Annotated in this window: 24 protein-coding genes and 1 other RNA gene; 11 read left to right on the top strand and 14 right to left on the bottom strand. The window is 58.7% G+C overall.

The window, feature by feature from the left end:
- Positions 1-2: 2 nt before the first annotated feature.
- Complete coding sequence (locus tag AAEZ03_RS07150; RefSeq protein ID WP_048366898.1) at positions 3-620, bottom strand: DedA family protein; 618 nt, start codon at positions 618-620, stop codon at positions 3-5.
- Between the two features lie 447 nt (positions 621-1067).
- Here AAEZ03_RS07150 and ppk1 point away from each other — a divergent pair, with 447 nt between their 5' ends.
- Positions 1068-3305: a polyphosphate kinase 1 gene (gene ppk1, locus AAEZ03_RS07145; protein WP_048366897.1), complete on the top strand. Its 2238-nt coding sequence runs from the start codon at positions 1068-1070 to the stop codon at positions 3303-3305.
- Between the two features lie 122 nt (positions 3306-3427).
- Here ppk1 and ppx read toward each other — a convergent pair whose 3' ends face one another.
- From ppx to AAEZ03_RS07120, 5 genes are all read right to left on the bottom strand, one after another.
- Positions 3428-4930: an exopolyphosphatase gene (gene ppx, locus AAEZ03_RS07140; RefSeq protein WP_048366896.1), complete on the bottom strand. Its 1503-nt coding sequence runs from the start codon at positions 4928-4930 to the stop codon at positions 3428-3430.
- A 255-nt stretch (positions 4931-5185) separates the two neighbouring features.
- Positions 5186-5917: an amino acid ABC transporter ATP-binding protein gene (locus tag AAEZ03_RS07135; RefSeq protein ID WP_048390478.1), complete on the bottom strand. Its 732-nt coding sequence runs from the start codon at positions 5915-5917 to the stop codon at positions 5186-5188.
- Positions 5904-6554: an amino acid ABC transporter permease gene (locus AAEZ03_RS07130; protein ID WP_350577238.1), complete on the bottom strand. Its 651-nt coding sequence runs from the start codon at positions 6552-6554 to the stop codon at positions 5904-5906. Before AAEZ03_RS07130 ends, AAEZ03_RS07135 begins: the two co-directional genes overlap by 14 nt.
- Positions 6551-7216 (bottom strand): amino acid ABC transporter permease, encoded by a 666-nt coding sequence (locus AAEZ03_RS07125; protein WP_048366893.1) that lies wholly within the window; start codon positions 7214-7216, stop codon positions 6551-6553. The genes AAEZ03_RS07130 and AAEZ03_RS07125 overlap by 4 nt, the downstream gene beginning before the upstream one ends.
- 20 nt (positions 7217-7236) lie before the next feature.
- Positions 7237-8022: a transporter substrate-binding domain-containing protein gene (locus tag AAEZ03_RS07120; protein ID WP_123750969.1), complete on the bottom strand. Its 786-nt coding sequence runs from the start codon at positions 8020-8022 to the stop codon at positions 7237-7239.
- Between the two features lie 256 nt (positions 8023-8278).
- Here AAEZ03_RS07120 and AAEZ03_RS07115 point away from each other — a divergent pair, with 256 nt between their 5' ends.
- From AAEZ03_RS07115 to AAEZ03_RS07080, 8 genes are all read left to right on the top strand, one after another.
- Positions 8279-8986, top strand: a complete 708-nt coding sequence (locus tag AAEZ03_RS07115; protein ID WP_123750970.1) for a FadR/GntR family transcriptional regulator — start codon at positions 8279-8281, stop codon at positions 8984-8986.
- Between the two features lie 120 nt (positions 8987-9106).
- Positions 9107-9436 (top strand): thioredoxin TrxA, encoded by a 330-nt coding sequence (gene trxA, locus AAEZ03_RS07110; protein WP_003206727.1) that lies wholly within the window; start codon positions 9107-9109, stop codon positions 9434-9436.
- 233 nt (positions 9437-9669) lie between these two features.
- Positions 9670-10929 carry a transcription termination factor Rho gene (gene rho, locus AAEZ03_RS07105; protein ID WP_048366890.1) on the top strand — a complete coding sequence of 420 codons (1260 nt, stop codon included), beginning with the start codon at positions 9670-9672 and terminating at the stop codon, positions 10927-10929.
- A 144-nt stretch (positions 10930-11073) separates the two neighbouring features.
- Positions 11074-12540, top strand: a complete 1467-nt coding sequence (gene ubiD, locus AAEZ03_RS07100) for a 4-hydroxy-3-polyprenylbenzoate decarboxylase (protein WP_048390472.1) — start codon at positions 11074-11076, stop codon at positions 12538-12540.
- Positions 12540-13508, top strand: a complete 969-nt coding sequence (locus AAEZ03_RS07095; protein WP_153326048.1) for a CDP-6-deoxy-delta-3,4-glucoseen reductase — start codon at positions 12540-12542, stop codon at positions 13506-13508. The genes ubiD and AAEZ03_RS07095 overlap by 1 nt, the downstream gene beginning before the upstream one ends.
- Before the next feature lie 236 nt (positions 13509-13744).
- On the top strand, positions 13745-14404 hold the full coding sequence (locus AAEZ03_RS07090) for a gamma-glutamylcyclotransferase (protein WP_153326046.1): 660 nt from the start codon (positions 13745-13747) through the stop codon (positions 14402-14404).
- 141 nt (positions 14405-14545) lie between these two features.
- Positions 14546-15211 (top strand): energy transducer TonB, encoded by a 666-nt coding sequence (locus AAEZ03_RS07085; RefSeq protein WP_185059648.1) that lies wholly within the window; start codon positions 14546-14548, stop codon positions 15209-15211.
- 93 nt (positions 15212-15304) lie between these two features.
- A complete protein-coding gene (locus AAEZ03_RS07080; RefSeq protein WP_350577212.1) occupies positions 15305-15709 on the top strand; it encodes a flagellar basal body-associated protein FliL in 405 nt (134 codons plus the stop codon).
- A gap of 126 nt (positions 15710-15835) precedes the next feature.
- On the opposite strand, the gene AAEZ03_RS07075 is transcribed toward AAEZ03_RS07080, so the two are convergent.
- The 4 genes from AAEZ03_RS07075 to AAEZ03_RS07060 form a co-directional block, all read right to left on the bottom strand.
- Positions 15836-16954, bottom strand: coding sequence for an ABC transporter permease (locus AAEZ03_RS07075; RefSeq protein WP_048366886.1), 1119 nt, complete (start codon positions 16952-16954; stop codon positions 15836-15838).
- A complete protein-coding gene (rbbA, locus tag AAEZ03_RS07070; protein WP_278942032.1) occupies positions 16954-19689 on the bottom strand; it encodes a ribosome-associated ATPase/putative transporter RbbA in 2736 nt (911 codons plus the stop codon). The genes AAEZ03_RS07075 and rbbA overlap by 1 nt, the downstream gene beginning before the upstream one ends.
- On the bottom strand, positions 19686-20651 hold the full coding sequence (locus tag AAEZ03_RS07065; protein WP_048366884.1) for an HlyD family secretion protein: 966 nt from the start codon (positions 20649-20651) through the stop codon (positions 19686-19688). The genes rbbA and AAEZ03_RS07065 overlap by 4 nt, the downstream gene beginning before the upstream one ends.
- A gap of 152 nt (positions 20652-20803) precedes the next feature.
- Entirely contained in the window at positions 20804-21253 is a 450-nt protein-coding gene (locus tag AAEZ03_RS07060; protein WP_048388833.1) for an EVE domain-containing protein, read from the bottom strand.
- Positions 21254-21449: 196 nt separating this feature from the next.
- On the opposite strand from AAEZ03_RS07060, the gene AAEZ03_RS07055 reads away from it, so the two are divergent.
- Entirely contained in the window at positions 21450-21599 is a 150-nt protein-coding gene (locus AAEZ03_RS07055; protein WP_088500273.1) for a hypothetical protein, read from the top strand.
- A gap of 44 nt (positions 21600-21643) precedes the next feature.
- Here the strand turns inward: AAEZ03_RS07055 and AAEZ03_RS07050 are convergent, their stop codons facing one another.
- The 4 genes from AAEZ03_RS07050 to AAEZ03_RS07035 form a co-directional block, all read right to left on the bottom strand.
- Positions 21644-22249 (bottom strand): 5-formyltetrahydrofolate cyclo-ligase, encoded by a 606-nt coding sequence (locus tag AAEZ03_RS07050; RefSeq protein WP_153326039.1) that lies wholly within the window; start codon positions 22247-22249, stop codon positions 21644-21646.
- Between the two features lie 89 nt (positions 22250-22338).
- Positions 22339-22516, bottom strand: a non-coding RNA gene (ssrS, locus tag AAEZ03_RS07045) — 6S RNA.
- Between the two features lie 31 nt (positions 22517-22547).
- The gene (locus AAEZ03_RS07040) at positions 22548-22865 is read right to left on the bottom strand and encodes a cell division protein ZapA (RefSeq protein ID WP_048366882.1); all 318 of its coding nucleotides are present in this window, start codon (positions 22863-22865) and stop codon (positions 22548-22550) included.
- Positions 22862-23071, bottom strand: coding sequence for a TIGR02449 family protein (locus AAEZ03_RS07035; RefSeq protein ID WP_048366881.1), 210 nt, complete (start codon positions 23069-23071; stop codon positions 22862-22864). The genes AAEZ03_RS07040 and AAEZ03_RS07035 overlap by 4 nt, the downstream gene beginning before the upstream one ends.
- A 133-nt stretch (positions 23072-23204) precedes the next feature.
- Between AAEZ03_RS07035 and AAEZ03_RS07030 the strand changes: the two genes are divergently transcribed.
- Entirely contained in the window at positions 23205-23768 is a 564-nt protein-coding gene (locus tag AAEZ03_RS07030; protein ID WP_048366880.1) for a YecA/YgfB family protein, read from the top strand.
- Positions 23769-23777 lie beyond the last annotated feature (9 nt).

Raw genomic sequence — 23777 nt, 5'->3', positions numbered from 1 at the left:
GCTTATTCCGCTGGTGGGGTGTTAACTTCAGCGGCTTTGTTTTTTTCTTCCAGCGCGGTCTGTTTGGCCAGGCGTGCGTTTTTGAAGCGCCGGCGCAGCCACAGGCAGCCGCCCAGCACCAGCAAGGCGCCCAGTACCCACAGCTCGTACTTTTTGACGCTGCCTAGCAGGCCTTCCAGCACGGCGCCAAAGTGGTAGGCGGCGGTGGCCAGGGCAACGGCCCAAATGGCGGCACCAATCCCGTTGAGCAGCAGGTAGCGGCCCGGCGGGTAGCCCGAAAGGCCAATGGCCACGGGCATGACGGTACGCAGACCGTACACAAAGCGGAAGCTCAATACCCAGATGTCCGGGTGCTTGCGGATATGCTCCAGCGCCTTGTCGCCCATGAGTTGCCAGCGCGGTTTGCGCGCCAACAATTTGCGGCCGTGTTTGCGCCCCAGGAAGTACCACAGCTGGTCGCCGGCATAACTGCCGAGGAACGCCACGATCATGACCAGTTTAAGGTCCATGTATCCGCGGAACGCCAAGAAGCCTGCGAGAACCAGGATGGTCTCACCTTCAAAGAACGTCCCTAGAAACAGGGCGAAGTAACCGAATTCTTGAAGAAATTGTTGGAGCATTGTCTGGATGCTGGAGAAATGAACGCGCAGCCTACGCCTTAAGGGACGTTCAGGAAAGTATCGAACTGTGTCTTCTCATGAACAATTCCTACAAATCGTAAGTATTTGACCTACATCATAAGGGTTGTCATCTAGGATTCATGACACATTGCTATAACGGTCGCGCGTAGATGGACAGTGCTCAACATCTGTGGGAGCGGGCTTGCTCGCGATTCAGCCGCTGCGGTTCTTCAGGATCGCCGCGGCGATGCCATCGCGAGCAAGCCCGCTCCCACAATAAGCATCGTTGCAGAACAAAATTGACAAAAAGCCCTCTAATCGGCTCCAGCCCGCATAAAGCGCCTATGAGCGGTTTAAACCCATTGGCGTTGGTGGCATTCTGGCAGCTTGATTGCACGCGCCGCTAAACGGTCACGAGAGTCAAACCCGCTCTTACAGGAACATTCAATGAATACCGAAGGACAGACAGAACTCGTTGCTACTGAGGCTGAGCCCATTGTGGAGCAGGCCACTGAGACACCGCCCGTGCCGGAAGCTCACGCACCTGCTGCGCCTGAAGCGCCAGCGGCGGCGCAACCAGCCATTGCCATTCCGGGTCTGGATGACAGCAGCCTGTATATCCACCGTGAACTCTCGCAGTTGCAATTCAACATCCGGGTGCTTGAGCAGGCGCTGGATGAGTCCTACCCGCTGCTTGAGCGGTTGAAGTTCCTGTTGATTTTCTCCAGCAACCTGGACGAATTCTTCGAAATTCGTGTGGCGGGCCTGAAGAAACAAATTACCTTCGCCCGCGAACAAGCGGGCGCCGATGGCTTGCAGCCGCACCAGGCGCTGGCCCGGATCAGCGAGCTGGTACACGGCCACGTTGATCGCCAATACGCGATCCTCAACGACATTCTGCTGCCTGAGCTTGAAAAGCATCAGGTGCGCTTTATCCGTCGCCGTTACTGGAACACCAAGATCAAGGTCTGGGTGCGCAAGTTCTTCCGCGATGAAATCGCGCCGATCATCACCCCGATCGGTCTCGACCCGACGCACCCTTTCCCGCTGCTGGTGAACAAGAGCCTCAACTTTATCGTTGAGCTTGAAGGCATCGACGCCTTTGGCCGCGATTCCGGCCTGGCGATCATCCCGGCACCGCGCTTGTTGCCACGTGTGATCAAAGTGCCTGAAGAGGTCGGTGGCCCAGGCGACAACTATGTGTTCCTGTCGTCGATGATTCACGCCCACGCCGATGACCTGTTCCAGGGCATGAAGGTGAAGGGGTGCTACCAGTTCCGTCTGACCCGTAACGCCGACCTGGCCGTGGACACCGAAGATGTAGAAGACTTGGCCCGTGCCCTGCGCGGCGAGCTGTTCTCGCGTCGCTACGGCGATGCGGTGCGTCTGGAAGTGGCCGACACCTGCCCGAAACACCTGTCAGACTACCTGCTCAAGCAGTTCAACCTGCAAGAGACCGAGTTGTACCAGGTTAACGGCCCGGTAAACCTCACGCGTCTGTTCAGCATCACCGGTCTGGACAGCCACCCGGAGCTGCAATACACGCCGTTCACCCCGGCGATTCCGAAGCTGTTGCAGAACAGCGAGAACATTTTCAGCGTGGTCAGCAAGCAGGACATCTTGCTGCTGCACCCGTTTGAGTCCTTCACCCCGGTGGTTGATCTGCTGCGTCAGGCGGCCAAAGACCCGCATGTACTGGCTGTACGCCAGACCCTGTACCGCAGCGGCGCCAACTCTGAGATCGTCGATGCGCTGGTGGATGCCGCGCGTAACGGTAAAGAAGTGACCGCGGTGATCGAATTGCGTGCGCGGTTTGACGAAGAGTCCAACCTGCAACTGGCCAGCCGTCTGCAAGCCGCCGGTGCCGTGGTGATCTATGGGGTGGTGGGCTTCAAGACCCACGCCAAGATGATGCTGATTCTGCGCCGTGAAGCGGGCGAGATCGTGCGTTACGCGCATTTGGGTACGGGTAACTACCACGCCGGCAACGCGCGCCTGTACACCGACTACAGCTTGCTGACGTCGGATGATGCACTGTGCGAAGACGTCGGCAAGTTGTTCAGCCAACTGATCGGCATGGGTAAGACCCTGCGCATGAAAAAGCTCCTGCATGCGCCGTTTACCCTGAAAAAAGGCATGCTCGACATGATTGCCCGCGAAACGCAGTTTGCGTTAGAGGGCAAGCCTGCGCACATCATCGCCAAGTTCAACTCGCTGACCGACCCGAAAATCATCCGCGCGCTGTACAAGGCCAGCCAGTCCGGCGTGCGCATTGATCTGGTGGTGCGTGGCATGTGCTGCTTGCGTCCGGGCATTCCGGGCGTCTCGCACAACATCCACGTGCGCTCGATCATTGGCCGCTTCCTGGAGCACACACGGGTGTTCTACTTCCTCAATGGCGGCGAAGAGCAGATGTTCCTGTCGAGTGCTGACTGGATGGAGCGCAACCTCGATAAACGTGTCGAGACGTGCTTCCCGGTAGAGGGCAAAAAGCTGATTCTGCGGGTCAAGAAGGAGCTGGAATGCTACCTGACCGACAACACCCACAGCTGGAGCCTGCAGTCTGACGGCCGTTACGTGCGCAACACGCCGACCGGCAACCAGAACCCGCGCAGCGCCCAAGCGACCCTGCTGGAGCGCCTGAGCCTGCCGGTACTGACCGTCAGCACCGGCCCGTCGGTGTAAACCCTACATAACCCTGTGGGAGCGGGCTTGCTCGCGATTCAGGCGGCGCGGTGTTTCAAACAAACCGCGTCGATCCCATCGCGAGCAAGCCCGCTCCCACATGTGTTTGAAAGCAGGGCGACTTACGAAATAGTCAGCACTATCCCGACGCGCGTCAGCCATTGGGCTTCTTGTTCGAAGTCGGCTTTGGTCAGCGGGTTCTGTTCAAGCCAGCCTTCAGCGAAGATCACTTCCAGGTGATCGCCATCGGCGCGCAGCTTCACTTGCGACGCTTCCTGGTTGCCACGGATGTGGTAGAACAAAATCGCAAAACGCAGCAGCACGCACAGGCGAATCAGCTTGATGCCTTCGGCGCCAAACTCGGCGAACTTGTCTTTTGGAATGTTACGGCGATGACCGCGCACCAGCAGCGCGAGCATTTGCTGGTCTTCACGTGAGAAACCGGCAAGGTCAGAGTGCTCGATCAGGTAAGCACCGTGCTTGTGGTAGTGGTAGTGGGCAATGTCCAGGCCGACTTCATGCACTTTGGCTGCCCAGCTCAGCAGCTCGCGCCAGACCCCGTCTTCGAGTTCCCACGACTTGGCCACCTGGTCAAACGCGCGCAGGGCTTTGCGTTCAACCCGTGCGGCTTGTTCAAGATCAACGTGGTAACGCTCCATGAGCGAACTCAGGGTGCGCTCGCGCACGTCTTCGTGGTGATGGCGACCCAACAGGTCGTAGAGCACGCCTTCACGCAGGGCGCCGTCGCAGTGGTCCATGCGTTGCAATTCAAGGGCGTCAAAAATCGCCTCAAGAATCGCCAGCCCGGCCGGGAAAATCGCCCGACGGTCTGGCTTGATGCCTTCGAAGTCGATTTTGTCCACTTCGCCCAGTTTGAACAGCTTGCGCTTGAGCCAGGCCAAGCCCTCGGCATTCACTTCGCCTGCACCGTGGCCACCGGCTTTGAGTGCAAGGCCAATCGCGCGGATGGTGCCGGAAGAGCCGATGGCTTCATCCCACGTCAGGCGGTGCAGCGCGTGCTCAATGCTCATGAGCTCTAGGCGCGCCGCGGTGTATGCCTGGGCATAACGTGCCGGGGTGATCTTGCCGTCGCGGAAATAGCGTTGGGTGAAGCTCACGCAGCCCATCTGCAGGCTTTCTCGCAGCAGGGGCTCAAAACGTTGGCCGATGATGAATTCGGTACTGCCACCGCCGATGTCGGCCACCAGGCGCTTGCCCGGTGTGTCGGCGAGGGTGTGCGAAACGCCCAGATAAATCAGGCGCGCTTCTTCACGTCCAGAAATGACTTCTACGGTGTGGCCCAGAATTTGTTCTGCGCGCACGATAAATTCATTGCGGTTGCGGGCTTCACGCAAGGCGTTGGTGCCCACGATGCGTACGGCGCCCAAGGGCATGCCTTTGATCAATTGCGCAAAACGCTTCAAGCAATCGAGGCCACGCTGCATGGACTCTTCGTTGAGGTGGCGTTCTTCGTCGATACCGGCAGCCAGCTGCACCTTATCGCCAAGACGTTCAAGAATGCGGATTTCGCCGTTCTGAGCCTTGGCCACCACCATGTGAAAGCTGTTAGAACCCAAGTCTATAGCGGCGATCAGGGACGGATTCTTGCTTTTGGATTGGGGCATGTTTGAGGAGTCTCGGTCGATAACTTCGCCATCGTGCCACGATCAAACGCTCGCGCCAACGCGTGATGTGCGATGCATTGATATGGAGCACGTAAGAGATGACGTTAGCTTGTTCCTGACAACTCGTATTTTTAAAACAATCTAATTTTTGTCACACATCCCCTGTAAAAGCCCCCGCCACAACATGTAGGAGCGAGCTTGCTCGCGATCTTTTGATCTTTAAAAGATCGCGAGGCGAGCTCGCTCCTACAGGGGTTAAACCTCAACCGAACCGATAAAATTCGCCAGCTCAGGGGTTTTCGGGTTGGCGAACAGCACTTTGGGGTCGCCCACCTCATGCACCTTGCCCTGGTGCATAAACACCAGTTTGTCGCCGACTTCGCGAGCGAAGCGCATTTCGTGGGTCACCATAATCAGCGTCATGCCTTCGCGGGCCAATTGGCGCACCACGTTGAGCACCTCGTTGACCAGTTCGGGGTCGAGGGCCGAGGTGATTTCGTCACACAGCAGCACTTTGGGCGACATGGCCAGCGCCCGGGCAATGGCCACGCGCTGTTGCTGCCCGCCCGACAGGCGTTCGGGGAAGGCATCAAACTTGTCGCCCAGGCCCACACGCTCCAGCATCTCGCGGGCCAGTTGCGCGGCCTTGGCCTTGGGCACTTTTTGCACCACTTGCGGGGCCAGCATGACGTTTTCGCCGACGCTCAAGTGCGGGAACAAATTGAACTGCTGAAACACCATGCCGACTTTCTGGCGCAGGCTGCGCAAGTCGGCGCGGGCGGCGTCCATGTATTCGTCATCGACTTCAATGACCCCGTCGTTGATCGACTCCAGGCCGTTCAAAGTTCTCAGCAGCGTGCTTTTGCCCGAGCCGCTGCGGCCAATGATCGCGACCACCTGGCCTTGTTCAACGCTCAGGTCGATGCCTTTAAGCACGTGATGGTCGCCGTAGTATTTATGCAGGGCGGTAACTCTAAGCAGAGGCATGCAGTCTCCTTTCCAGATAGCGCGCACTGAGCGACAAGGGGTAGCACAAGAGGAAGTAACCGAGCGCCACCAAGCCGTAGACCATAAAAGGCTCAAAAGTGGCGTTGGCCAGCATGCTGCCGGTCTTGGTCAGCTCGGTGAAACCAATGATCGAGGTGACGGCGGTGCCTTTAATCACCTGCACCGAAAACCCTACAGTGGGCGCGATGGCCACCCGTAAGGCTTGCGGCAAAATCACGTAACGCAGTTGTTCCTGCGGGCTTAGCGCCAGGCTGGCTGACGCTTCCCACTGGCCATTGGCGATGGATTCGACGCTGCCGCGCCAGATCTCTGCCAGGTAAGCGCTGGTAAACAGCGTCAGCGCCAGGGCGGCGGCCATCCACGGCGAAATGTCGATGCCGAGCAAGGCGATGCCAAAAAAGATCAGAAACAGTTGCATCAGCAAGGGCGTGCCCTGAAACAGCTCTATATAGCCGCGTGCCAGCGTGCGGGCGAAGCGGCTCTTGGAGATGCGCATCAGCAACACCAGCAGGCCGATCAGACCGCCACCGATAAAGGCCACGACGGACAGCGCGACGGTCCATTGCAGGCCCGCCAGCAAATTGCGCACGATGTCCCAGAAGGTAAAGTCCATCAGCGACTCCTGCTCAGGTAGCGGCGGCCGAAGGCATTCAGTAACTGGCGAATCAACAGCGCCATGCACAGGTAGATCAGGGTGGTCAGGGCGTAGGTTTCAAAGGCCCGGAAGTTGCGCGACTGAATGAAGTTGGCGAAAAAGCTCAGCTCTTCGGTGGCAATTTGCGAACACACCGCCGAGCCGAGCATCACGATGATGATTTGGCTGCTCAGTGCCGGCCACACTTTGGCCAGCGCGGGCTGCAAGACCACATAGCGAAACGCCTCAAAACGCGACATGGCCAGCGCCGCGGCGGCTTCCAGTTGGCCTTTGGGGATGGCCTGAATGCCGGCGCGGATAATCTCGGTGGAGTAAGCGCCGAGGTTAATCACCATGGCCAGTGCCGAGGCTTGCCATTCGCTGATGTGCACGCCAAGGCCCGGTAAGCCGAAGAAGATAAAAAACAACTGCACCAAAAACGGTGTGTTGCGAATCACTTCAACGTACAGACCAAACAAGGCGGCGAAAGGGCGGATGTTCCAGGCCCGGACCACCGCGCCGACTATCCCCAGGCTGACGCCAAACAGCGTGCCGATGGCGGTCAGTTCCAGGGTGAACAAGGCGCCGCGCAGCAACAGGTCAGTGTTTTGCAGGACCGGTAAAAAGTCGAACTGATAAGCCATGATGACCTCGTTGCGGGTGATCAGAGGTCGGCTGGCAGCGGCTCTTTAAGCCATTGCAGCGCATTCTTTTCCAAGCTGCCGTCGGCTTTGGCGGCGCTCAGAATCTGGTTCACCTTGTCCAGCAACTCAGGCTGGCCCTTGTTGACCCCGACATACACCGGCGAGTCCTTGAGCTTTAGCTTCATGGCCGGGATGCGTTTAGGGTTGCGCTCGCTGATGGTCACCATCACCACGTTGCCGCTGGCGATCAGGTCTACTTGCCCGGCCAGGTAGGCGGCGATGGTCGAGTTGTTGTCTTCAAAGCGTTTGATCGTGACACCGGCAGGCGCCACGTTGGTCAACTCGATGTCTTCGATGGCGCCACGGGTGACGCTGATGGTTTTACCTTTGAGGTCATCCAGCGTCTTGATTTCTGCGTCTGGCGGACCAAACACGCCGAGGTAGAAGGGCGCGTAGGCGTGGGAGAAGTCGATGACTTTCTCGCGATCCGGGTTTTTACCCAGGCTGGAAATCACCAGGTCGACTTTACCCGTGGTCAGATACGGCACGCGGTTGGTGCTGTTGACCGGCGTGAGTTCCAGTTTGACCTTGAGATGGTCGGCCAACAGTTTTGCCGTATCAATGTCCAGGCCGCGGGGTTTCATGTCAGGGCCGACCGAGCCAAACGGCGGAAAGTCTTGCGGGACGGCAACCTTCAAGGTGCCACGAGCCATCACGTCATCAAGTTGATTGGCCTGGGCCGGTGCCTGAAACAGCACCAGGCTGGCGAACATGGCACATATCAGGGCGCTGTAGCGCTGGGTCATGGCAACTCTCCAAAACGGGCGGACGGTGATGTCTGCTATCGGACAGAGCACAGGCCATGCCAACAGCGGTTTCAGGGCTGGGAGGCCGGGTTCAGAAGGCTTGCGGCGGTCGGACTGGTCTGAACAGTTGTCGGGCTTTTTGCACCTCAATCGGGCGTTGCGTACACGGCTTGAACCGCCGTGGGGCGTGACTTGCCGAGCGCCGGCAATAGCTTTACAACTACGTTCCAACCTCAGCCGATCAAGTCGATTTGTGATGAATTCAAGCGCACGCGCGGTACCCGAAGTGGCGCTGTTAGCCATTCGTAAACTGATCGATGAGCGCGGCTTTGTGCCGGGGGATGCATTGCCTTCGCAGCGCGATCTGGCGGTGCAGTTGGGGGTCAGCCGGGCATCATTGCGTGAGGCGCTGTCGTCATTGAGTGCGTTGGGCGTGGTCAGCGTCCAGCCCGGCAAAGGGGTGTACGTGCAAACGGTAGGCGAGCCCGCAGCGATCGCCACTGCGTCTGACTGGCCTTTTGCGGCGCAGGCCTGCCCTGAGGACATCTTTCAATTGCGTTACGCGCTTGAGGGGTTGGCGGCAGGATTGGCCGCCGTGAGGCTGACCCGTGATGAACTCGACGTGCTGCAAGACAATGTCGAGGCCATGCGCCTGGAGTTGCGCGCCGAGGACTTCGCCCGGGCGGCGCAACTGGACTTTGAGTTCCATCAGATTATTTTGCGCGCCAGTGGCAACCAGACCATGGCGAATATTCTGATAACCCGGGCCGATATCTTTCTTGAAAGCCAGAAATTGCCCTTTATTCGCCCTGAGCGCGCGATGGAAACCTGGCAAGAACACCGCAAAATCCTTCGCGCATTGGCGCGCCACGCCAGCGGGCCTGCGCACAAAGCCATGAGCGAGCACATACGCCAGGCGGCTTCACGCACCGGGATCGCATTTGTCACCTCCGGCGTGTTTTGAAAGGGCTCATACTCAGGCTCATGTGCGGCCATAGTAATAGACAATCATCCGTCAGCTTCCTGAACGCGGTGATGACGGCTATGATGTGCTACGTTTTTGCTTACAACCACGGAGACTTCCATGAGCAGCGATCTTATTAAACACGTTAGCGACGCTAGCTTTGAGGCCGATGTTCTCAAGGCTGAAGGCGCTGTATTGGTCGATTACTGGGCTGAATGGTGTGGCCCTTGCAAAATGATCGCGCCAGTTCTGGATGAGATCGCCGAGACTTACAAAGGCAAGCTGACTGTTGCCAAGCTGAACATTGACGAAAACCAGGAAACCCCTGCCAAGCACGGCGTTCGTGGTATTCCAACGTTGATGCTGTTCAAGAACGGCAACGTTGAAGCCACCAAGGTCGGTGCGCTGTCGAAGTCGCAGCTGGCTGCATTCCTCGACGCTAATATCTAAGCGTTGTTAAAAGCCCCGCAAATTGCGGGGCTTTTTCATGGCTCAAGGACTAGACGCTATGAAACTCAAGTGGTACATTCGGCCCCGCACTGGTTTCTCCACTGCCCCCTGCAAGCCGTCGCCGACGCACTCCTTATCGAATTAGTACGCGATCCTGTCGCCTTCTCTGCGGCGCGGCCTCATTAAGCCAAAAGCTTAATTTCCCCCTCCATAAATGATTACGTCATTCCTATATGAACCTGACTGAACTCAAGCAAAAGCCGATTACCGAACTGCTCGAATTGGCCGAACAGATGGGCATAGAAAATATGGCCCGTTCGCGCAAGCAGGACGTGATTTTCTCCCTGCTGAAAAAGCACGCGAAAAGCGGCGAGGAAATCTCCGGTGATGGCGTGCTGGAGATCCTCCAGGACGGCTTCGGCTTCCTCCGCTCTGCTGACGCCTCTTACCTGGCCGGCCCGGACGATATCTACGTCTCGCCTAGCCAGATTCGACGTTTCAACCTGCGCACCGGCGACACCATCGTCGGTAAAATTCGCCCGCCAAAAGAAGGCGAGCGTTATTTCGCACTGTTGAAAGTCGACACGATCAACTTCGATCGTCCAGAGAACGCGAAAAACAAGATTCTCTTCGAGAACTTGACCCCGCTGTTCCCGAACGTGCGCATGAAGATGGAAATCGGTAACGGTTCCACCGAAGATTTGACCGGTCGTGTAATCGACCTCTGCGCCCCGATCGGTAAAGGTCAGCGCGGTCTGATCGTTGCTCCGCCAAAAGCGGGCAAGACCATCATGCTGCAGAACATTGCGTCGAACATTTCGCGTAACAACCCGGAAGTGCACTTGATCGTTCTGCTGATCGACGAGCGCCCGGAAGAAGTAACCGAAATGCAGCGTACTGTGCGCGGCGAAGTGGTTGCCTCCACCTTCGACGAGCCGCCAACCCGCCACGTGCAGGTTGCCGAAATGGTGATCGAGAAGGCCAAGCGCCTGGTCGAACACAAAAAAGACGTGGTGATCCTGCTCGACTCCATCACCCGTCTGGCCCGTGCCTACAACACCGTGATCCCGAGCTCCGGCAAGGTATTGACCGGTGGTGTTGATGCCCACGCCCTAGAGAAACCAAAGCGTTTCTTCGGTGCTGCGCGCAACATCGAAGAAGGCGGCTCGCTGACCATTATCGCCACCGCACTGGTTGAAACCGGTTCGAAGATGGACGAAGTGATCTACGAAGAGTTCAAAGGCACCGGCAACATGGAACTGCCTCTGGACCGCAAAATCGCTGAAAAACGCGTCTTCCCGGCGATCAACATCAACCGTTCCGGCACCCGCCGTGAAGAGTTGCTGACCGCTGACGACGAGTTGCAACGCATGTGGATCCTGCGCAAGCTGTTGCACCCGATGGACGAAGTGGCAGCCATCGAGTTCTTGATCGACAAGCTGAAGCAGACCAAGACCAACGATGAGTTCTTCCTGTCGATGAAGCGCAAGTAAATCGCCGGAAGTTAAGCAAGAGCCGGGGAAACCCGGCTTTTTGCTGTCTAACCTTTCTTGATTTTGGGCAGCTCTCCCTTCAGATCACGCGGCTTGGGCGCTACACTCGGTGCCCCAACGCCACGGCCAACATGAGGCTCAAGCATGCAGTACCGCGACTTACGTGACTTTATCAGCGGCCTGGAACAGCGCGGCGAACTCAAGCGCATCCAGGTTCCGGTGTCACCCAAACTGGAAATGACCGAAATCTGCGACCGCACATTGCGCGCCAAAGGTCCGGCCTTACTGTTTGAAAACCCGGTGGGTCACGATATCCCTGTGCTCGGCAACCTGTTCGGCACGCCTGAGCGCGTGGCCCTGGGCATGGGCGCTGACTCGGTGAGTGAGCTGCGTGAAATCGGCAAGCTGCTGGCGTTTCTGAAGGAACCCGAGCCGCCTAAAGGTCTGAAAGACGCGTGGTCCAAGTTGCCGATCTTTCGCAAGATCATTTCCATGGCCCCGAAAGTCGTCAAAGACGCGGTGTGCCAGGAAGTGGTCATCGAGGGCGACGATGTCGACCTCGGCCTGTTGCCGGTTCAGCATTGCTGGCCGGGAGACGTGGCGCCGCTGATTACCTGGGGCCTGACCGTGACCAAAGGTCCGAACAAGGACCGCCAGAATTTGGGCATTTATCGCCAGCAGGTGATTGGCCGCAACAAAGTCATCATGCGCTGGTTGAGCCACCGTGGCGGTGCGCTGGACTACCGTGAGTGGTGCGAAAAACACCCCGGTACGCCATTTCCGGTGTCCGTGGCGCTGGGCGCTGACCCGGCCACCATTTTGGGCGCCGTCACCCCCGTGCCAGACAGCTTGTCTGAATATGCCTTCGCCGGGCTGCTGCGCGGCAACCGCACCGAGCTGGTGAAGTGCCGTGGCAACGACCTGCAAGTGCCGGCCACGGCTGAGATCATCCTCGAAGGCGTGATCCACCCCGGCGAAATGGCCCCGGAAGGCCCGTATGGCGACCACACCGGTTACTACAACGAGGTCGACAGCTTCCCGGTGTTCACCGTTGAGCGCATCACCCACCGGATCAAACCGATTTACCACAGCACCTACACCGGCCGTCCACCGGATGAGCCGGCAATTCTGGGCGTGGCACTCAACGAAGTGTTCGTGCCGATTCTGCAAAAGCAGTTCCCGGAAATCACTGACTTTTACCTGCCGCCTGAAGGCTGCTCGTACCGCATGGCCATCGTGACCATGAAAAAGCAGTACCCGGGGCACGCCAAGCGCGTAATGCTCGGTGTGTGGTCGTTTTTGCGCCAGTTCATGTACACCAAGTTCGTTATCGTCACCGACGACGACATCAACGCGCGCGACTGGAACGACGTGATCTGGGCCATCACCACACGCATGGACCCCAAGCGCGACACGGTGATGATCGACAACACGCCAATCGACTACCTCGACTTTGCCTCGCCGATTTCGGGCCTGGGGTCGAAGATGGGGCTGGATGCAACCAACAAATGGCCAGGCGAAACCTCCCGTGAATGGGGTCGGGTCATCGTCAAGGATGAGGCCGTGACTCGCCGGATCGATGACATCTGGAATCAATTAGGAATAGATTGATGCGTGTAACCTTGCAGCCTTCAGGCGCCGTATTGGACACCTTGCCTGGCGAGCGGATTCTGGATGCGGCGCAGCGCCTGGGCTATGAATGCCCGCAAAGCTGCCGCAATGGTAATTGCCACGTGTGCGCAGCCTTGCTGGTTGAAGGGCAGGTGGAGCAGGCGGGTGAAGTCCGTGACCATGGCGAGGTCTACACCTGCCTGGCGGCGCCGCTGGAAGACTGCGTGGTGTTGTGGGATGGCGTCCTTGCGTTGGGAGAATTACCGGTGCGTAGTCTGGCCTGTCAGTTGACCGAATGTGTCGAATTGGGTGGTGATGTGTGGCGGGTGCGCTTGCGTGCACCGGCGGGCAAACTGCCGCGTTATCACGCCGGGCAATACGTGATGCTGGAGCGTGAAAACGGCGAGAAGTCGGCGTTTTCACTGGCCAGCGCACCGCACTCGGGGCGCGACCTTGAGCTGCACGTGCTGGTGCGCGAAGACAGCGCCCGCAGCCTGATCGAGCAGTTGCAACGCAACAACATGATCCGTTTGGAGCTGCCGTTTGGCGACACGCACTTATCTGAATTGCCGGACGGGCCGCTGGTGCTGATCGCCGCGGGCACCGGCATGGCGCAAATGCACAGCCTGATCGAGCATTGCCGTGCCAAAGGGTTCAAGCATCCGGTGCATTTGTACTGGGGCGTGCGTCGCCCTGAAGACTTTTACGCGTTGGAAGAGTGGGACGCCTGGCAGCAGATCCCCAACCTGTTCTTGCACAAGGTCGTCAGTGATTTGTGCGGCTGGGAAGGGCGTTGCGGGTTGTTGCACGAAGCGGTGTGCGAAGACATCAGCGACCTTAGCGCTGTCTCGGTGTATGCCAGCGGCTCGCCTGCCATGATCTACGGCACCCTCGACGCGCTGGTTGAAGCGGGCATGGACGCGCACCAAATGCGCGCTGACGTGTTTGCCTACGCGCCCCGTCCTTGACGTAACCCCGTCTTCGACGCCGCTCTGTCGCGCAGCAAGCAGGCCACCGATAATCGTCAGCATCCCCCAATCAGCTCCTTCTCCCTCCGGGAGAGGGGTGGTGAGGGGCTCTTGATTTACAAGAAATCGGATTACTGGCCGCCATCCGTCTTGCCGCGCGGGTTATTTCATTTTTACTGCTATAAGATTCATAACGTTATTTTCTAGTACGCCGCATGCAATGCCTGTAGGACTCCATGCCTTCTGTGATAACTGTTTCTGAATCAGCGTGTACAAACGTTATTTACCCTCCGCGACTCGATCTTGGGGCGCCCCTGACCCCAGAACAACTTCAGCAATCCTTGCAGGCCACCATGGCGTGCCATCAAGGCGGTCCGGTCTGGCTGTTTGCCTACGGCTCGCTTATCTGGCGTCCTGAATGCACAGCTGTCGAGCGGGTGCGGGGCCGGGTGCATGGCTACCATCGCGGCTTGTATTTGTGGTCCCACGAGCATCGAGGCACGCCGCAACTGCCCGGCCTGGTCTTTGGCCTGGACCGTGGTGGCTCGTGCAGTGGCTTTGCCTATCGCCTGCCTGAAGACAACCTTGAAGCGGCGCTCAACGCCTTGTGGCGGCGTGAAATGCCCGTGCCTTCCTATCGGCCGCACTGGCTGAACTGCCGGCTTGAAGACGGTAACCAGGTCCAGGCGTTGGGGTTTGTACTGGAGCGGCATTTGCCTAGCTACGCGGGCAACCTCCCGGACGGCGTACTCAGCCAGGTGCTGGCCAACGCCAGCGGTCGCTACGGTACCACCCGTGACTACGTCGAACAGACCATCAGCGCCTTGCGCAGCCACGCCATGCCAGACCGCAACCTGGAGGCGCGCCTCAAGCGCTGTGTGTTGGCCAAGCCGTAAGGGTTAGTTTGAGGGTTCTGTCCGTTTAATCGGAGCCATCCCACAACAGGATCAGAGCCCATGGGCTGAGAAACCTGGCGACACACTCCTATCATGCTTCCCCTCTGAGCTCATGTGAGCGCAGCGTACGGGGGGAAGGTGATGAAAAGCTTAGTCGGGTTTGTGGCGATGTTCATGGCACTGAGTGCGTGGGCGCAGACGTGGCTCCCTGACGTTAAGCACATGGTCAAGCCTGAATACCCCATGGAACTTCGGCGCATGGGCTTGACCGGGATGGTGCAGGTCAAGGTTGACGTCAACGCCGATGGCACGGTGGCCAATCCGAAAATCGTTTACAGCACCCACCCCCTCTTTGCCGGCGCAGCCCTTAAGGTCATGGGTGAGTGGCGGTTCGCGAGTCGGCCGTTGACCGGCGATAACCCGCAACAGTTAGTCGTCTCTGTGCCATTGATGTTTGAGATTGAACGTGAGCGCCGAGCTAAACGCACGGAGGCGCTGCAAAATATTGCCACCGCCACCTGCCTTCAGCTCAACCGGGAGATGAGTCACTACCTTCGCAGGGATCTGTATATGCCACTGGCGGAACTGACATTGTTTGAACTCACCCAAAAGCACTTGATGGACGGGTTTTTTGCGGGCAAGTACGACAATGAATCGTTAGCGCTGGGCTTGTTCGACCTTTCCCAAAGCATGCTCAACGTGACGAATATCTGTCAGCGCAGAATCAGCCGCACATTTGTCGACCTGCTACCGCCCAGCGTCAAAGCCTTGTTGGAGTCCGGGGGCATGGTGATTAAACGCGAGTAAACCTACGGCTTTTGCAGCGCTGGCCGATAACGGTAGACAGGTTTGTAAGCTGCCCCGGTATGCTTACCGCCATCTCGAACAAAGGAGCGAATTGTGAAAGCGTGGATTGTATTGCTGCTGGCTCTGACCTTGCCGATGACGTCGCTTGCCGAAGAAGCTGCAGAAGGCGCCGCGAAGGTTAGCTACATCACCATGAGCCCACCGTTTGTGGGCAATTACGGGCTGGACGGCAGCGCAAAGCTCAAGGTGTACAAGGCCGATATCTCGCTGCGCGTGTCGAGTGACGAAGCGGCGAAGGCGGTCAAGGCCAATGACGCGTTGATCCGTAACCAGTTGGTGGGCTTGTTTACCCAGCAAACCAGCGAAAGCTTGGGCAGTGTCGAAGCCAAAGAGAAAGTGCGCCAGGAAGCACTGAAACAGGTGCAGCAAGTGATGACGGACGAGACCGGCAAGCCGATGGTGGAAGACCTGCTGTTCAATAATTTGATTGTTCAGTAAACCCACAGCCTTGTAGCCGCTGCCGAGGCACGAAGGCTGCGATGGGTTGCGAAGCGACCCGCATGGCGGTCCTGCGGCCCGCATCGCAGCCTCGTACCTCGGCAGCGGCTACAGGTTTGGGTGGCCTTACGACGCCAAACTCTTGCGAAACCGCGCCAGCGCGACAGCAAAGAACACCAGGCCAATCGCCGTCAGGGCCAGCAGGTCCGGCCACACCACATCAACCCCCGCACCCCGGAACAAGATAGCCGCGCTCAAGCTCACAAAGTGGGTGGAGGGCGAGCATTGCATGACCCATTGCAGCCATTCGGGCATGCTGTCCAGCGGTGTGCTGCCGCCCGAGAGCAGCAGCATGGGGATGATCACCGGTATCGCCAACAGACCAAACTGCGGTGTTGAGCGGGCCAATGTGGCAAGGAAGATCCCCAGCGCGGTACTGGCAAACAGGTACAGCGCGGTGACCATCAAAAACAACGCCAGCGAACCCGACAGCGGTACGCCCAGCGCCCATTTAACGATGATCTCCAGTGACAGCCAGGTGCACACCACCACGACCAGCATGTTGCTCCAGATCTTGGCGAGCATGATTTCCAGTGCAGTCAGCGGCAACACCAGCAAGTGGTCCAGGGTGCCGTGTTCACGCTCACGCAGCAGCGCGGTCCCGGTCAGTACGATGGCCAAAATGGTGATGTTGTTGACGATTTGAATCACCGCCAAAAACCAGCCGCCTTCCAGGTTCGGGTTGAACAATGGGCGGCTGCTGATCAGTGCCGGGGCTTTCGCGCCCGCGTTGGCTTGCCCCGCGTAATCGAGCAATTCGCGCTGGAAGATCTGCCCGATATACCCCGCGCCCATAAACGCCTGGCTCATGGCGGTGGCATCCACGTTGAGCTGTACAGCGGGCTCGCGGCCGGCCAGTAAATCGGCCTGGAAGTTGGCGGGTACGTTGATCACGAAGGTGTATTCGCCTTTGTCCAACGCTTCATCGAGTTGGTCATAGGGCAGGGCTTGCGGGGTTTTGAATTCCGGGGGCAACAGCGACTCACTGAGCTTGCGTGACAGCGCGCTGTGGTCTTCATCGATGATCGCCACGCTGGCGTTATGCACGCCAATGATGGAGCCCGCCGCCGGCATGTAAATCGCCACCGTAAAGGCGTACAGCAAGAACAGCAGCAACACGCTGTCGTGACGCAGGCTGGTGAGTTCTTTGAGGCCAAGGCGCAGGATGTGCGAGAGCTTATGCATCAGACCTCCTGCTTCTTGAGCATGATCAGGCTCAGGCCGGTAAAGGCGACGAAGAACCCGAACAGCGCCAGGCATTGCGGCCATAGCTGGCGAAGGTCCAGCGCTTTGGTGAAGGTGCCCACGGCAATATCAAGGAAGTGCCCGGCGGGGAACAACATGCCCATCAGCGCCGCTGAACCGTCCAGCGAAGAGCGCGGCACGATCAGCCCGGAGAATTGAATGGTCGGCAGGCTGGTGATGATCATGGTGCCCAGGATGGCGGCAATCTGGGTGCGGGTGAACGCCGAAATCAGCAGGCCCATGCTGGTGGTCGACAGCACATATAGCACGCCGCCCAACGCCAGGGTAAGGCCGCTACCTTTAAACGGAACGCCAAACAGCCAGCGGTTCATGGCCACCAGCAACGCCAGGTTGACCAGACTGACCGCCAGATACGGCGCCTGTTTGCCCAGCAAAAATTCCAGGCGGGTCAACGGCGTGGCGTAAAAGTTAGTAATGGAGCCCAGCTCCTTTTCACGCACGATCCCAAGCGCGGTGAGCATGGCCGGGATAAACGCGAGAATCAGCGCCATCACGCCGGGGCCGATGGCGTTCACGCTGATAACGTCCTGGTTGTAGCGAAAACGCACTTCGAGTTTGGCCGCAGACTGTTTGTTTTGCGCCAGGCTGCTCAGAGCGCTCAACTGTTCGAGGTTGCCCTGGTGCACCGCCTGGACGTAGCTGCGGCTGGTTTCTGCACGAAACGGCATGCCGCCATCAATCCAGGCCGCCACCGTGGGCTGGCGCCCGGCATACAGGTCGCGGCCAAAGCCCGGCGGTATCTCCAGGGCGATTTTGATCTCTGAGCGTTGCAAGCGTTTGTGCAGTTCTTCGGGGCTCTGGATGGGTGCGTGCTCTTCGAAATACCGCGAACTGCGGAATGCCTCAAGGTAGGCCCGGCTTTGCGGTGTCTGGTCCTGGTCGTAGACGGCGAACGCGAGGTTTTCCACGTCCAGCGAAATGCCATAGCCAAAGATCACCATCATGAACACGGCGCCCAGCAAGGCGAAGGCCATGCGCACCTTGTCGCGCAACAGTTCTTTGGATTCACGGCTGGCTACGGCAATCAACCGCGTCAGGCTGAACCCGCTCTTGCTCGGCGGGGGCGGCGCATGGGCGGCTGGCGCGGCGATGGCTTCGGTGTCGGGCGGCGGGGTGGCGGCGCCCTGATCGTTTTGCGCCTGCTCCAGGCACGTCACAAACGCGGCTTCCAGGGTTTCACCCTTGAACTGCTGTTGCAGCGCATCAGGCGTATCGCAGGCCAGTACCTTACCCGCGTGCATCAACGAGATGCGGTCGCAGCGCTGGGCTTCGTTCATGAAGTGGGTCGACAAAAAGATCGTCACCCCCTGGTCCCGCGACAGTTCGATCAACAATCGCCAAAAGTCATCGCGAGCGGCGGGGTCAACGCCGGAGGTCGGTTCGTCGAGGATCAGCACTTCGGGGCGGTGCAGCACGGCAACCGCCAAAGACAAACGCTGACGCAGGCCCAGCGGCAATTCGCCGGACTGTTGATCAGCGACGTCGCCCAGGTCGAACCGCTCGATCAGCTCTTCGATGCGTGCCTGGCTTTCATCTTTGGGCAGGTCGAATAACTGCGCGTGCAGCACCAGGTTCTGGCGCACGCTCAACTCGCCGTACAGCGAGAAGCTTTGCGACATAAAGCCGACGCGCTTGCGGGTGGCCAGGTCTTTGGCGTTCACCGGGTTGCCCAGCAGTTTGGCGCTGCCTTCGGTGGCCGGCATCAAGCCGGTCAGCACTTTCATGGTGGTGGTTTTGCCGCAGCCGTTGGAGCCCAAAAAGCCGAAAATCTCCCCTCGGCCAATGGCAAAGCTGACTTTATTCACGGCGGTGAAATCGCCGAACTTAAGCGTCAGGTCGTGGGCTTCAATGGCGATGTCGCTGTTGTCGCCGACCCGGGGCGGAATCACCAGCGGCTCGTTGCTGTGACCACTGTCGCCCTGGTAGTGGGTAAAGGCTTCATCCAGCTTGCCGTTGGGCGATGCGGCGGCCAGCTCTTCGCTCAAGCCTGCGGCAATCAGCTTGCCCCGGTCGAGCATCAGGCAGTGTTCAAATTGCTCAGCCTCTTCCATGTAAGCCGTGGCCACCAGCAGCGTCAGTTGCGGGCGCTGGCTGCGTACGTCTTCGACCAACTCCCAAAAGCGCCGCCGCGACAGCGGGTCAACGCCGGTGGTGGGTTCATCGAGAATCAGCAAATCAGGCTCGTGGATCAGTGCGCAGCACAGCCCGAGCTTTTGTTTCATGCCGCCCGAGAGCTTGCCCGCCGGGCGATCGGCGAAGCGCTCCAGGTCAGTTGCCTTGAGCAACTGCTCCATGCGTTCTTCGCATTCTTTTTTCGACAGACCGAACAGCGTGCCGAAAAAGCGGATGTTTTCACTGATGGACAATTCGGGGTAGAGGTTGCCGCCCAGCCCTTGGGGCATAAAGGCAATCAGCGGGTACAGCGTGTTGCGGTGATGGCGGTCATCAATCGGGCCGCCCAGTACCTCAAGGGTGCCTTGCTGGAGTTTTTTGACCCCGGCAATCAGCCCGAGCAGGCTCGATTTGCCCGCGCCATCCGGGCCAATCAGGCCGCAGCGTGTGCCTTTGGGCAGGCTGAACGCAACATCGATCAGCGCCTGTTGTTTGCCGTACCAGTGGTTGATGCCACTGGCGTCGAGCGCCAAGTCGCTCATTGCAGATTAGCCGGCCAGTCCACATCGGCGGTTCGCACGTAGCCTGCGCCCGGCATGCCTGGCTTGGCCTGGGGCACGGCCTCAGGATCGGTCAGGCGCAATTTGACGCGGAACACCAGTTTTTGGCGCTCATCGCGGGTTTCAACTTCTTTGGGGGTGAACTGCGACTTGGCCGCGACAAAGGAAATCTTGGCGGGCAACGCCTGATCGGGCAAGGCATCGAGCACGATGCGCGCTTCGGCGCCCACGGTCAGTTTGCCGACCACGGCGGCGGGCAGGTACAGGTTCATGTACTGGTCGCTCGGGTCGATCATCATGAACACCCGGCCGCCCGAACCCAGCACTTCACCGGGCTCGGCCAGGCGCAACTGGATCACGCCGTTGATAGGCGCGCGCAAGCTGCTGTCTTCGATTTCGCTGGTGAGTTGCGCCACTTGGGCTTCGCTGGACGCGATGGCCGCTTTGGCTGCGGCGACCTGGGCCTGGGCGGCGGTCACAGCGGCATTGCTGGTGTCGAATTGGGCTTGCTGCTGGTCGACTTGCTGGCCGCTGGCAAAGCCGCGTTGCGACAGTTGGCGGGTGCGCTTGAGTTCCTGGCTGGCCAGCAGTTTTTCGCTCTGGCGCAATTGCACGTTGGCCTCGTTGGCAGCCATGGCCTGGCGGGCGCGCTGCACTTCGGCCTGGGCCTGGACGCGGCTGGCCTCCAGCGTGCGGGTGTCCATGCGGGCCAGCAATTGGCCCTTGGTGACACGGTCACCTTCATCAACCAGCACTTCGGCCAGGCGGCCGGGGATCTTGGCGGCGATCTGGACTTCTGTGGATTCAAGTCGGCCATTGCCCATGCTGATGCCTTCGGGGAGCCGGTCATGCTGGGATTTCCAGTAACCAAACCCGCCTGCTGCCACCAGCAGAATCGCCAAAGGGATAACGAAATAATGGGAAATGCGGTGATTCTTCGACATGCCGACATCCTGGTCACAGAGCGCTCTAGTTTGACGGTTTCAAGGCGCAGGGCACTTGATGCCAGTCAAAGGAAGTCAGTAGCGTAGACGTGAATACAGGATGTTGCTTGATATGAAATAGATTGATGGTGTGCGAAGTGCGTAGCAATTGCCTACAGCAACCCCATCACCACCGCCCATTGTTCAGCCGTCACCGGCATCACCGACAAGCGACTGCCTTTTTGTACCAGCGGCATTTCAGCCAGTGCACTTTGCTGTTTGAGGTAGTCGAGCTTGATCACCCTGGGGAAGGTGTGCACGTGGGCGACTTGCAGTGCGCTCCACGGGTTTTTCTCGGGGCTGGCCTTGGGGTCGAAATAATGGCTTTCGGGATCGAGGGCGGTCGGATCCGGGTAAGCAGCCTGGGCGATTCGGCCGACTCCAGCAATACCCGGCTCCGGGCAGCTTGAGTGATAAAAGAAAAACTCGTCGCCCACGGCCATGGCACGCATGAAATTGCGCGCCTGATAGTTGCGCACGCCGTCCCAGCGAGCTTCGCCGATCTTCTGCAAGTCCTTGATTGAAAACTCGTCAGGCTCGGATTTCATCAACCAATAGGCCATTCTTTGGGCTCCTGAAACATGGCGTAGTTATTTTGCCGGGCAACATTTGGATAAACCGACAATCGGTTGACACCAGCGTTTGCGTGTCTGTTCGTGTTGCCTCAGAATGCCGCCATTTTAAGCTTGACGTTGCTGCACGGCCTATAACAAAAACCGTTGCTGTCATCGTGTTGATGTGCCTGAAGGGGGGCAATCGATGAAACGCAAACCGGATTTACTGTGGGTGCTGGTTATTTTGTTCGGCCTGGGCGTGGTGACAACCGGTTATGCGCAAAGCCTCTGGTCAACTTCAAACGATTCACCGATTGAACTGGCGCAACAGCAAGTACAACCTTTCAAACGCTAACCACTCATGAACGAAGGCATCGCTGCAACGTGATGCCTTGAGGGTCAGTGCGCGACGTACCACTGCGTGTCCGAGACCGTGCCGTGTAACGGTACGTCCCAGCTGGCTTGAGCCAGACTCCCGACTTTTTGACATTCATGGGCCAGGCCCAGCAGCGTCGGTTTGCGCCAGCTTTGGCGGCGCGCCAGGTACGCGAGGCTGCGGTCATAAAAACCGCCGCCCATGCCCAGTCGGCCACCCTTCGCATCAAACCCCACCAACGGCAGCAACACCAGGTCCAGAGCCCAGACTTTGCGTTGGCGTGCGCGATTGATACGCGGCTCCAGAATCCGGAAGCGATTGGGGATCAGCTTTTCGCCCGGCGCATAACGCTGGAACACCATCTTGGTTCTGGGCCAGGCGCTGAGCACCGGCAGGTAGGTGATCTTGCCCCGGCGCTGTGCTTCACGCAGCAACAGGCGCGGGTCTATTTCACCGTCGGTGGGCAGGTACAGCGAGATGTGTTTGGCGCGGCGAAACAGCGGATGCTGCGCCAGCTGCCGATACAGGCCACGGGCTGCCTGACGTTGCTCGCAGGGCGACAATTCGCGGCGGGCTTTGCGCAGCAGTCGGCGAAGTTGCGGGCGGGAGGGCGTCGCAGGTTCGGTCATGATGGCGTGCTGTTTGAGATCGAGCCCACCGGGCGGTTGGCTCGTAGTCAGCCAATGCCAGCAGCAGGCTGGCATTGCACTTGGAAATCAGGCTCCCCGACGTACCGCTGTCGGCTTGGCCCTTGAACCCGAAAGTTCAAGGTGGAAGTTGCAGTAGACCTTAAGGCTTTCCGTCTAGCGGACATGCACACCGGCCCAACGTGCAAGCTCCAGGGTATTGCGAATCGGCTCAGGGACATCGCTAACTGGCGAATACTCCAGGGAGTGGCGAGAGTATACCCCAAAGAAACGTTTTGAATCAGCTCTGACGTTCGTTCGGATCAGTGGCCAGCACCAGATCGACGCGATCGAGCAGGTCGCGGACGTGTTCACGCGTTGCGCTGCTGGTCTGTACTTCGGGTGTTTCCTGCTTGTGCAGCAGGTCGTGGGTGATGTTGAGTGCGGCCATCACGGCGATACGGTCAGCCCCGATGACTTTGCCGCTGCTGCGGATCTCACGCATCTTGCCGTCCAGGTAACGTGCAGCACTCACCAGATTGGCGCGCTCTTCCTGGGGGCACATGATCGAATACTCTTTATCGAGGATGTGTACGGTGACGCTACTGCTTGTACTCATGAGTCTTGCTCCAGGGCTTTGAGACGCGAAATCATCGATTCCACCTTGTTCCGGGCGATTTCGTTTTTTTCAATGAGGTGCGCGCGTTCTTCGCGCCAAGTCTTTTCCTGAGCTACTAAGAGTCCGTTTTGGCGTTTAAGTTGCTCGACTCGTGTAATCAGCAACTCGAGTCTAGCCATCAGTGCATGCAGGTCGCTGTCTTCCATTGTGTCCTACTGTGTATTTTCTGATGGAGGGGACTGCCAAGCCAGTTGACGCCTCGATGGTCTAGCCCGTCTGCCGATGCTAGGATACAAGGCCTCCATTCTAGACATAGCGCCGCTTGGCGCCTAGCTGACCATGCCTATTCAGAACTCCCCGTATCACGCCTTTGCCAACCTGCTGTCTACCAGCGGCCACACTGTTTCGCCTGCAGAACTGCACGGCCTGTTGCTGGGTCGCAGCGCGGCTGGCGCCGGCTTCGATCACGACGGCTGGCTGGCTGACGCGACCGAACTGTTCCAAAGCGAAAATGAAATCAGTGACAACGTACGCAATGCCTTGATCGGTTTGCAAGAGATGGTCAAGGGTGAACTGACCGGTGACGACATGACCGTCGTGCTGCTGTTGCCGTCCGATGACGTGCCACTGGCCGAGCGCGCGGCTGCGCTGGGCGAATGGTGCCAGGGTTTCCTGGCCGGTTTTGGCCTGAACTACCGTGACAATGCCTTGAGCGAAGAAGGCAAGGAAGTGCTGCAGGACCTGGCCGCCATTGCCCAGGTGCAAGACGCCCTGGAAGAGTCGGACGACGGCGAAAGCGACTACATGGAAGTCATGGAATACCTGCGCGTCGCGCCGCTGCTGCTGTTCACCGAGACTAAAAAGCCTGCTGAGGCTGTCGCTGCGAAACCTTCGCTGCACTGATTGATCTTC

The organism is Pseudomonas sp. HY2-MNA-CIBAN-0224 (assembly GCF_040310285.1).
Taxonomy (GTDB): Bacteria; Pseudomonadota; Gammaproteobacteria; order Pseudomonadales; family Pseudomonadaceae; genus Aquipseudomonas; species Aquipseudomonas helleri.
The sequence above is the reverse complement of the archived record's forward strand: the minus strand, read 5'-3'. Positions and strand labels throughout refer to the sequence as shown.

Coding starts and splice junctions, on each gene's coding strand:
- AAEZ03_RS07050 (WP_153326039.1), bottom strand. CDS start 22,249: ATGACCGAACCTGCGACGCCCTCCCGCCCGCAACTTCGCCGACTGCTG.
- AAEZ03_RS07120 (WP_123750969.1), bottom strand. CDS start 8,022: ATGACCCAGCGCTACAGCGCCCTGATATGTGCCATGTTCGCCAGCCTG.
- AAEZ03_RS07040 (WP_048366882.1), bottom strand. CDS start 22,865: ATGAGTACAAGCAGTAGCGTCACCGTACACATCCTCGATAAAGAGTAT.
- AAEZ03_RS07125 (WP_048366893.1), bottom strand. CDS start 7,216: ATGGCTTATCAGTTCGACTTTTTACCGGTCCTGCAAAACACTGACCTG.
- AAEZ03_RS07030 (WP_048366880.1), top strand. CDS start 23,205: ATGCCTATTCAGAACTCCCCGTATCACGCCTTTGCCAACCTGCTGTCT.
- ppk1 (WP_048366897.1), top strand. CDS start 1,068: ATGAATACCGAAGGACAGACAGAACTCGTTGCTACTGAGGCTGAGCCC.
- AAEZ03_RS07150 (WP_048366898.1), bottom strand. CDS start 620: ATGCTCCAACAATTTCTTCAAGAATTCGGTTACTTCGCCCTGTTTCTA.
- AAEZ03_RS07065 (WP_048366884.1), bottom strand. CDS start 20,651: ATGTCGAAGAATCACCGCATTTCCCATTATTTCGTTATCCCTTTGGCG.
- AAEZ03_RS07115 (WP_123750970.1), top strand. CDS start 8,279: ATGAATTCAAGCGCACGCGCGGTACCCGAAGTGGCGCTGTTAGCCATT.
- AAEZ03_RS07085 (WP_185059648.1), top strand. CDS start 14,546: ATGAAAAGCTTAGTCGGGTTTGTGGCGATGTTCATGGCACTGAGTGCG.
- AAEZ03_RS07135 (WP_048390478.1), bottom strand. CDS start 5,917: ATGCCTCTGCTTAGAGTTACCGCCCTGCATAAATACTACGGCGACCAT.
- AAEZ03_RS07095 (WP_153326048.1), top strand. CDS start 12,540: ATGCGTGTAACCTTGCAGCCTTCAGGCGCCGTATTGGACACCTTGCCT.
- ppx (WP_048366896.1), bottom strand. CDS start 4,930: ATGCCCCAATCCAAAAGCAAGAATCCGTCCCTGATCGCCGCTATAGAC.
- AAEZ03_RS07090 (WP_153326046.1), top strand. CDS start 13,745: ATGCCTTCTGTGATAACTGTTTCTGAATCAGCGTGTACAAACGTTATT.
- AAEZ03_RS07060 (WP_048388833.1), bottom strand. CDS start 21,253: ATGGCCTATTGGTTGATGAAATCCGAGCCTGACGAGTTTTCAATCAAG.
- AAEZ03_RS07035 (WP_048366881.1), bottom strand. CDS start 23,071: ATGGAAGACAGCGACCTGCATGCACTGATGGCTAGACTCGAGTTGCTG.
- rho (WP_048366890.1), top strand. CDS start 9,670: ATGAACCTGACTGAACTCAAGCAAAAGCCGATTACCGAACTGCTCGAA.
- trxA (WP_003206727.1), top strand. CDS start 9,107: ATGAGCAGCGATCTTATTAAACACGTTAGCGACGCTAGCTTTGAGGCC.
- AAEZ03_RS07075 (WP_048366886.1), bottom strand. CDS start 16,954: ATGCATAAGCTCTCGCACATCCTGCGCCTTGGCCTCAAAGAACTCACC.
- AAEZ03_RS07055 (WP_088500273.1), top strand. CDS start 21,450: ATGAAACGCAAACCGGATTTACTGTGGGTGCTGGTTATTTTGTTCGGC.
- ubiD (WP_048390472.1), top strand. CDS start 11,074: ATGCAGTACCGCGACTTACGTGACTTTATCAGCGGCCTGGAACAGCGC.
- rbbA (WP_278942032.1), bottom strand. CDS start 19,689: ATGAGCGACTTGGCGCTCGACGCCAGTGGCATCAACCACTGGTACGGC.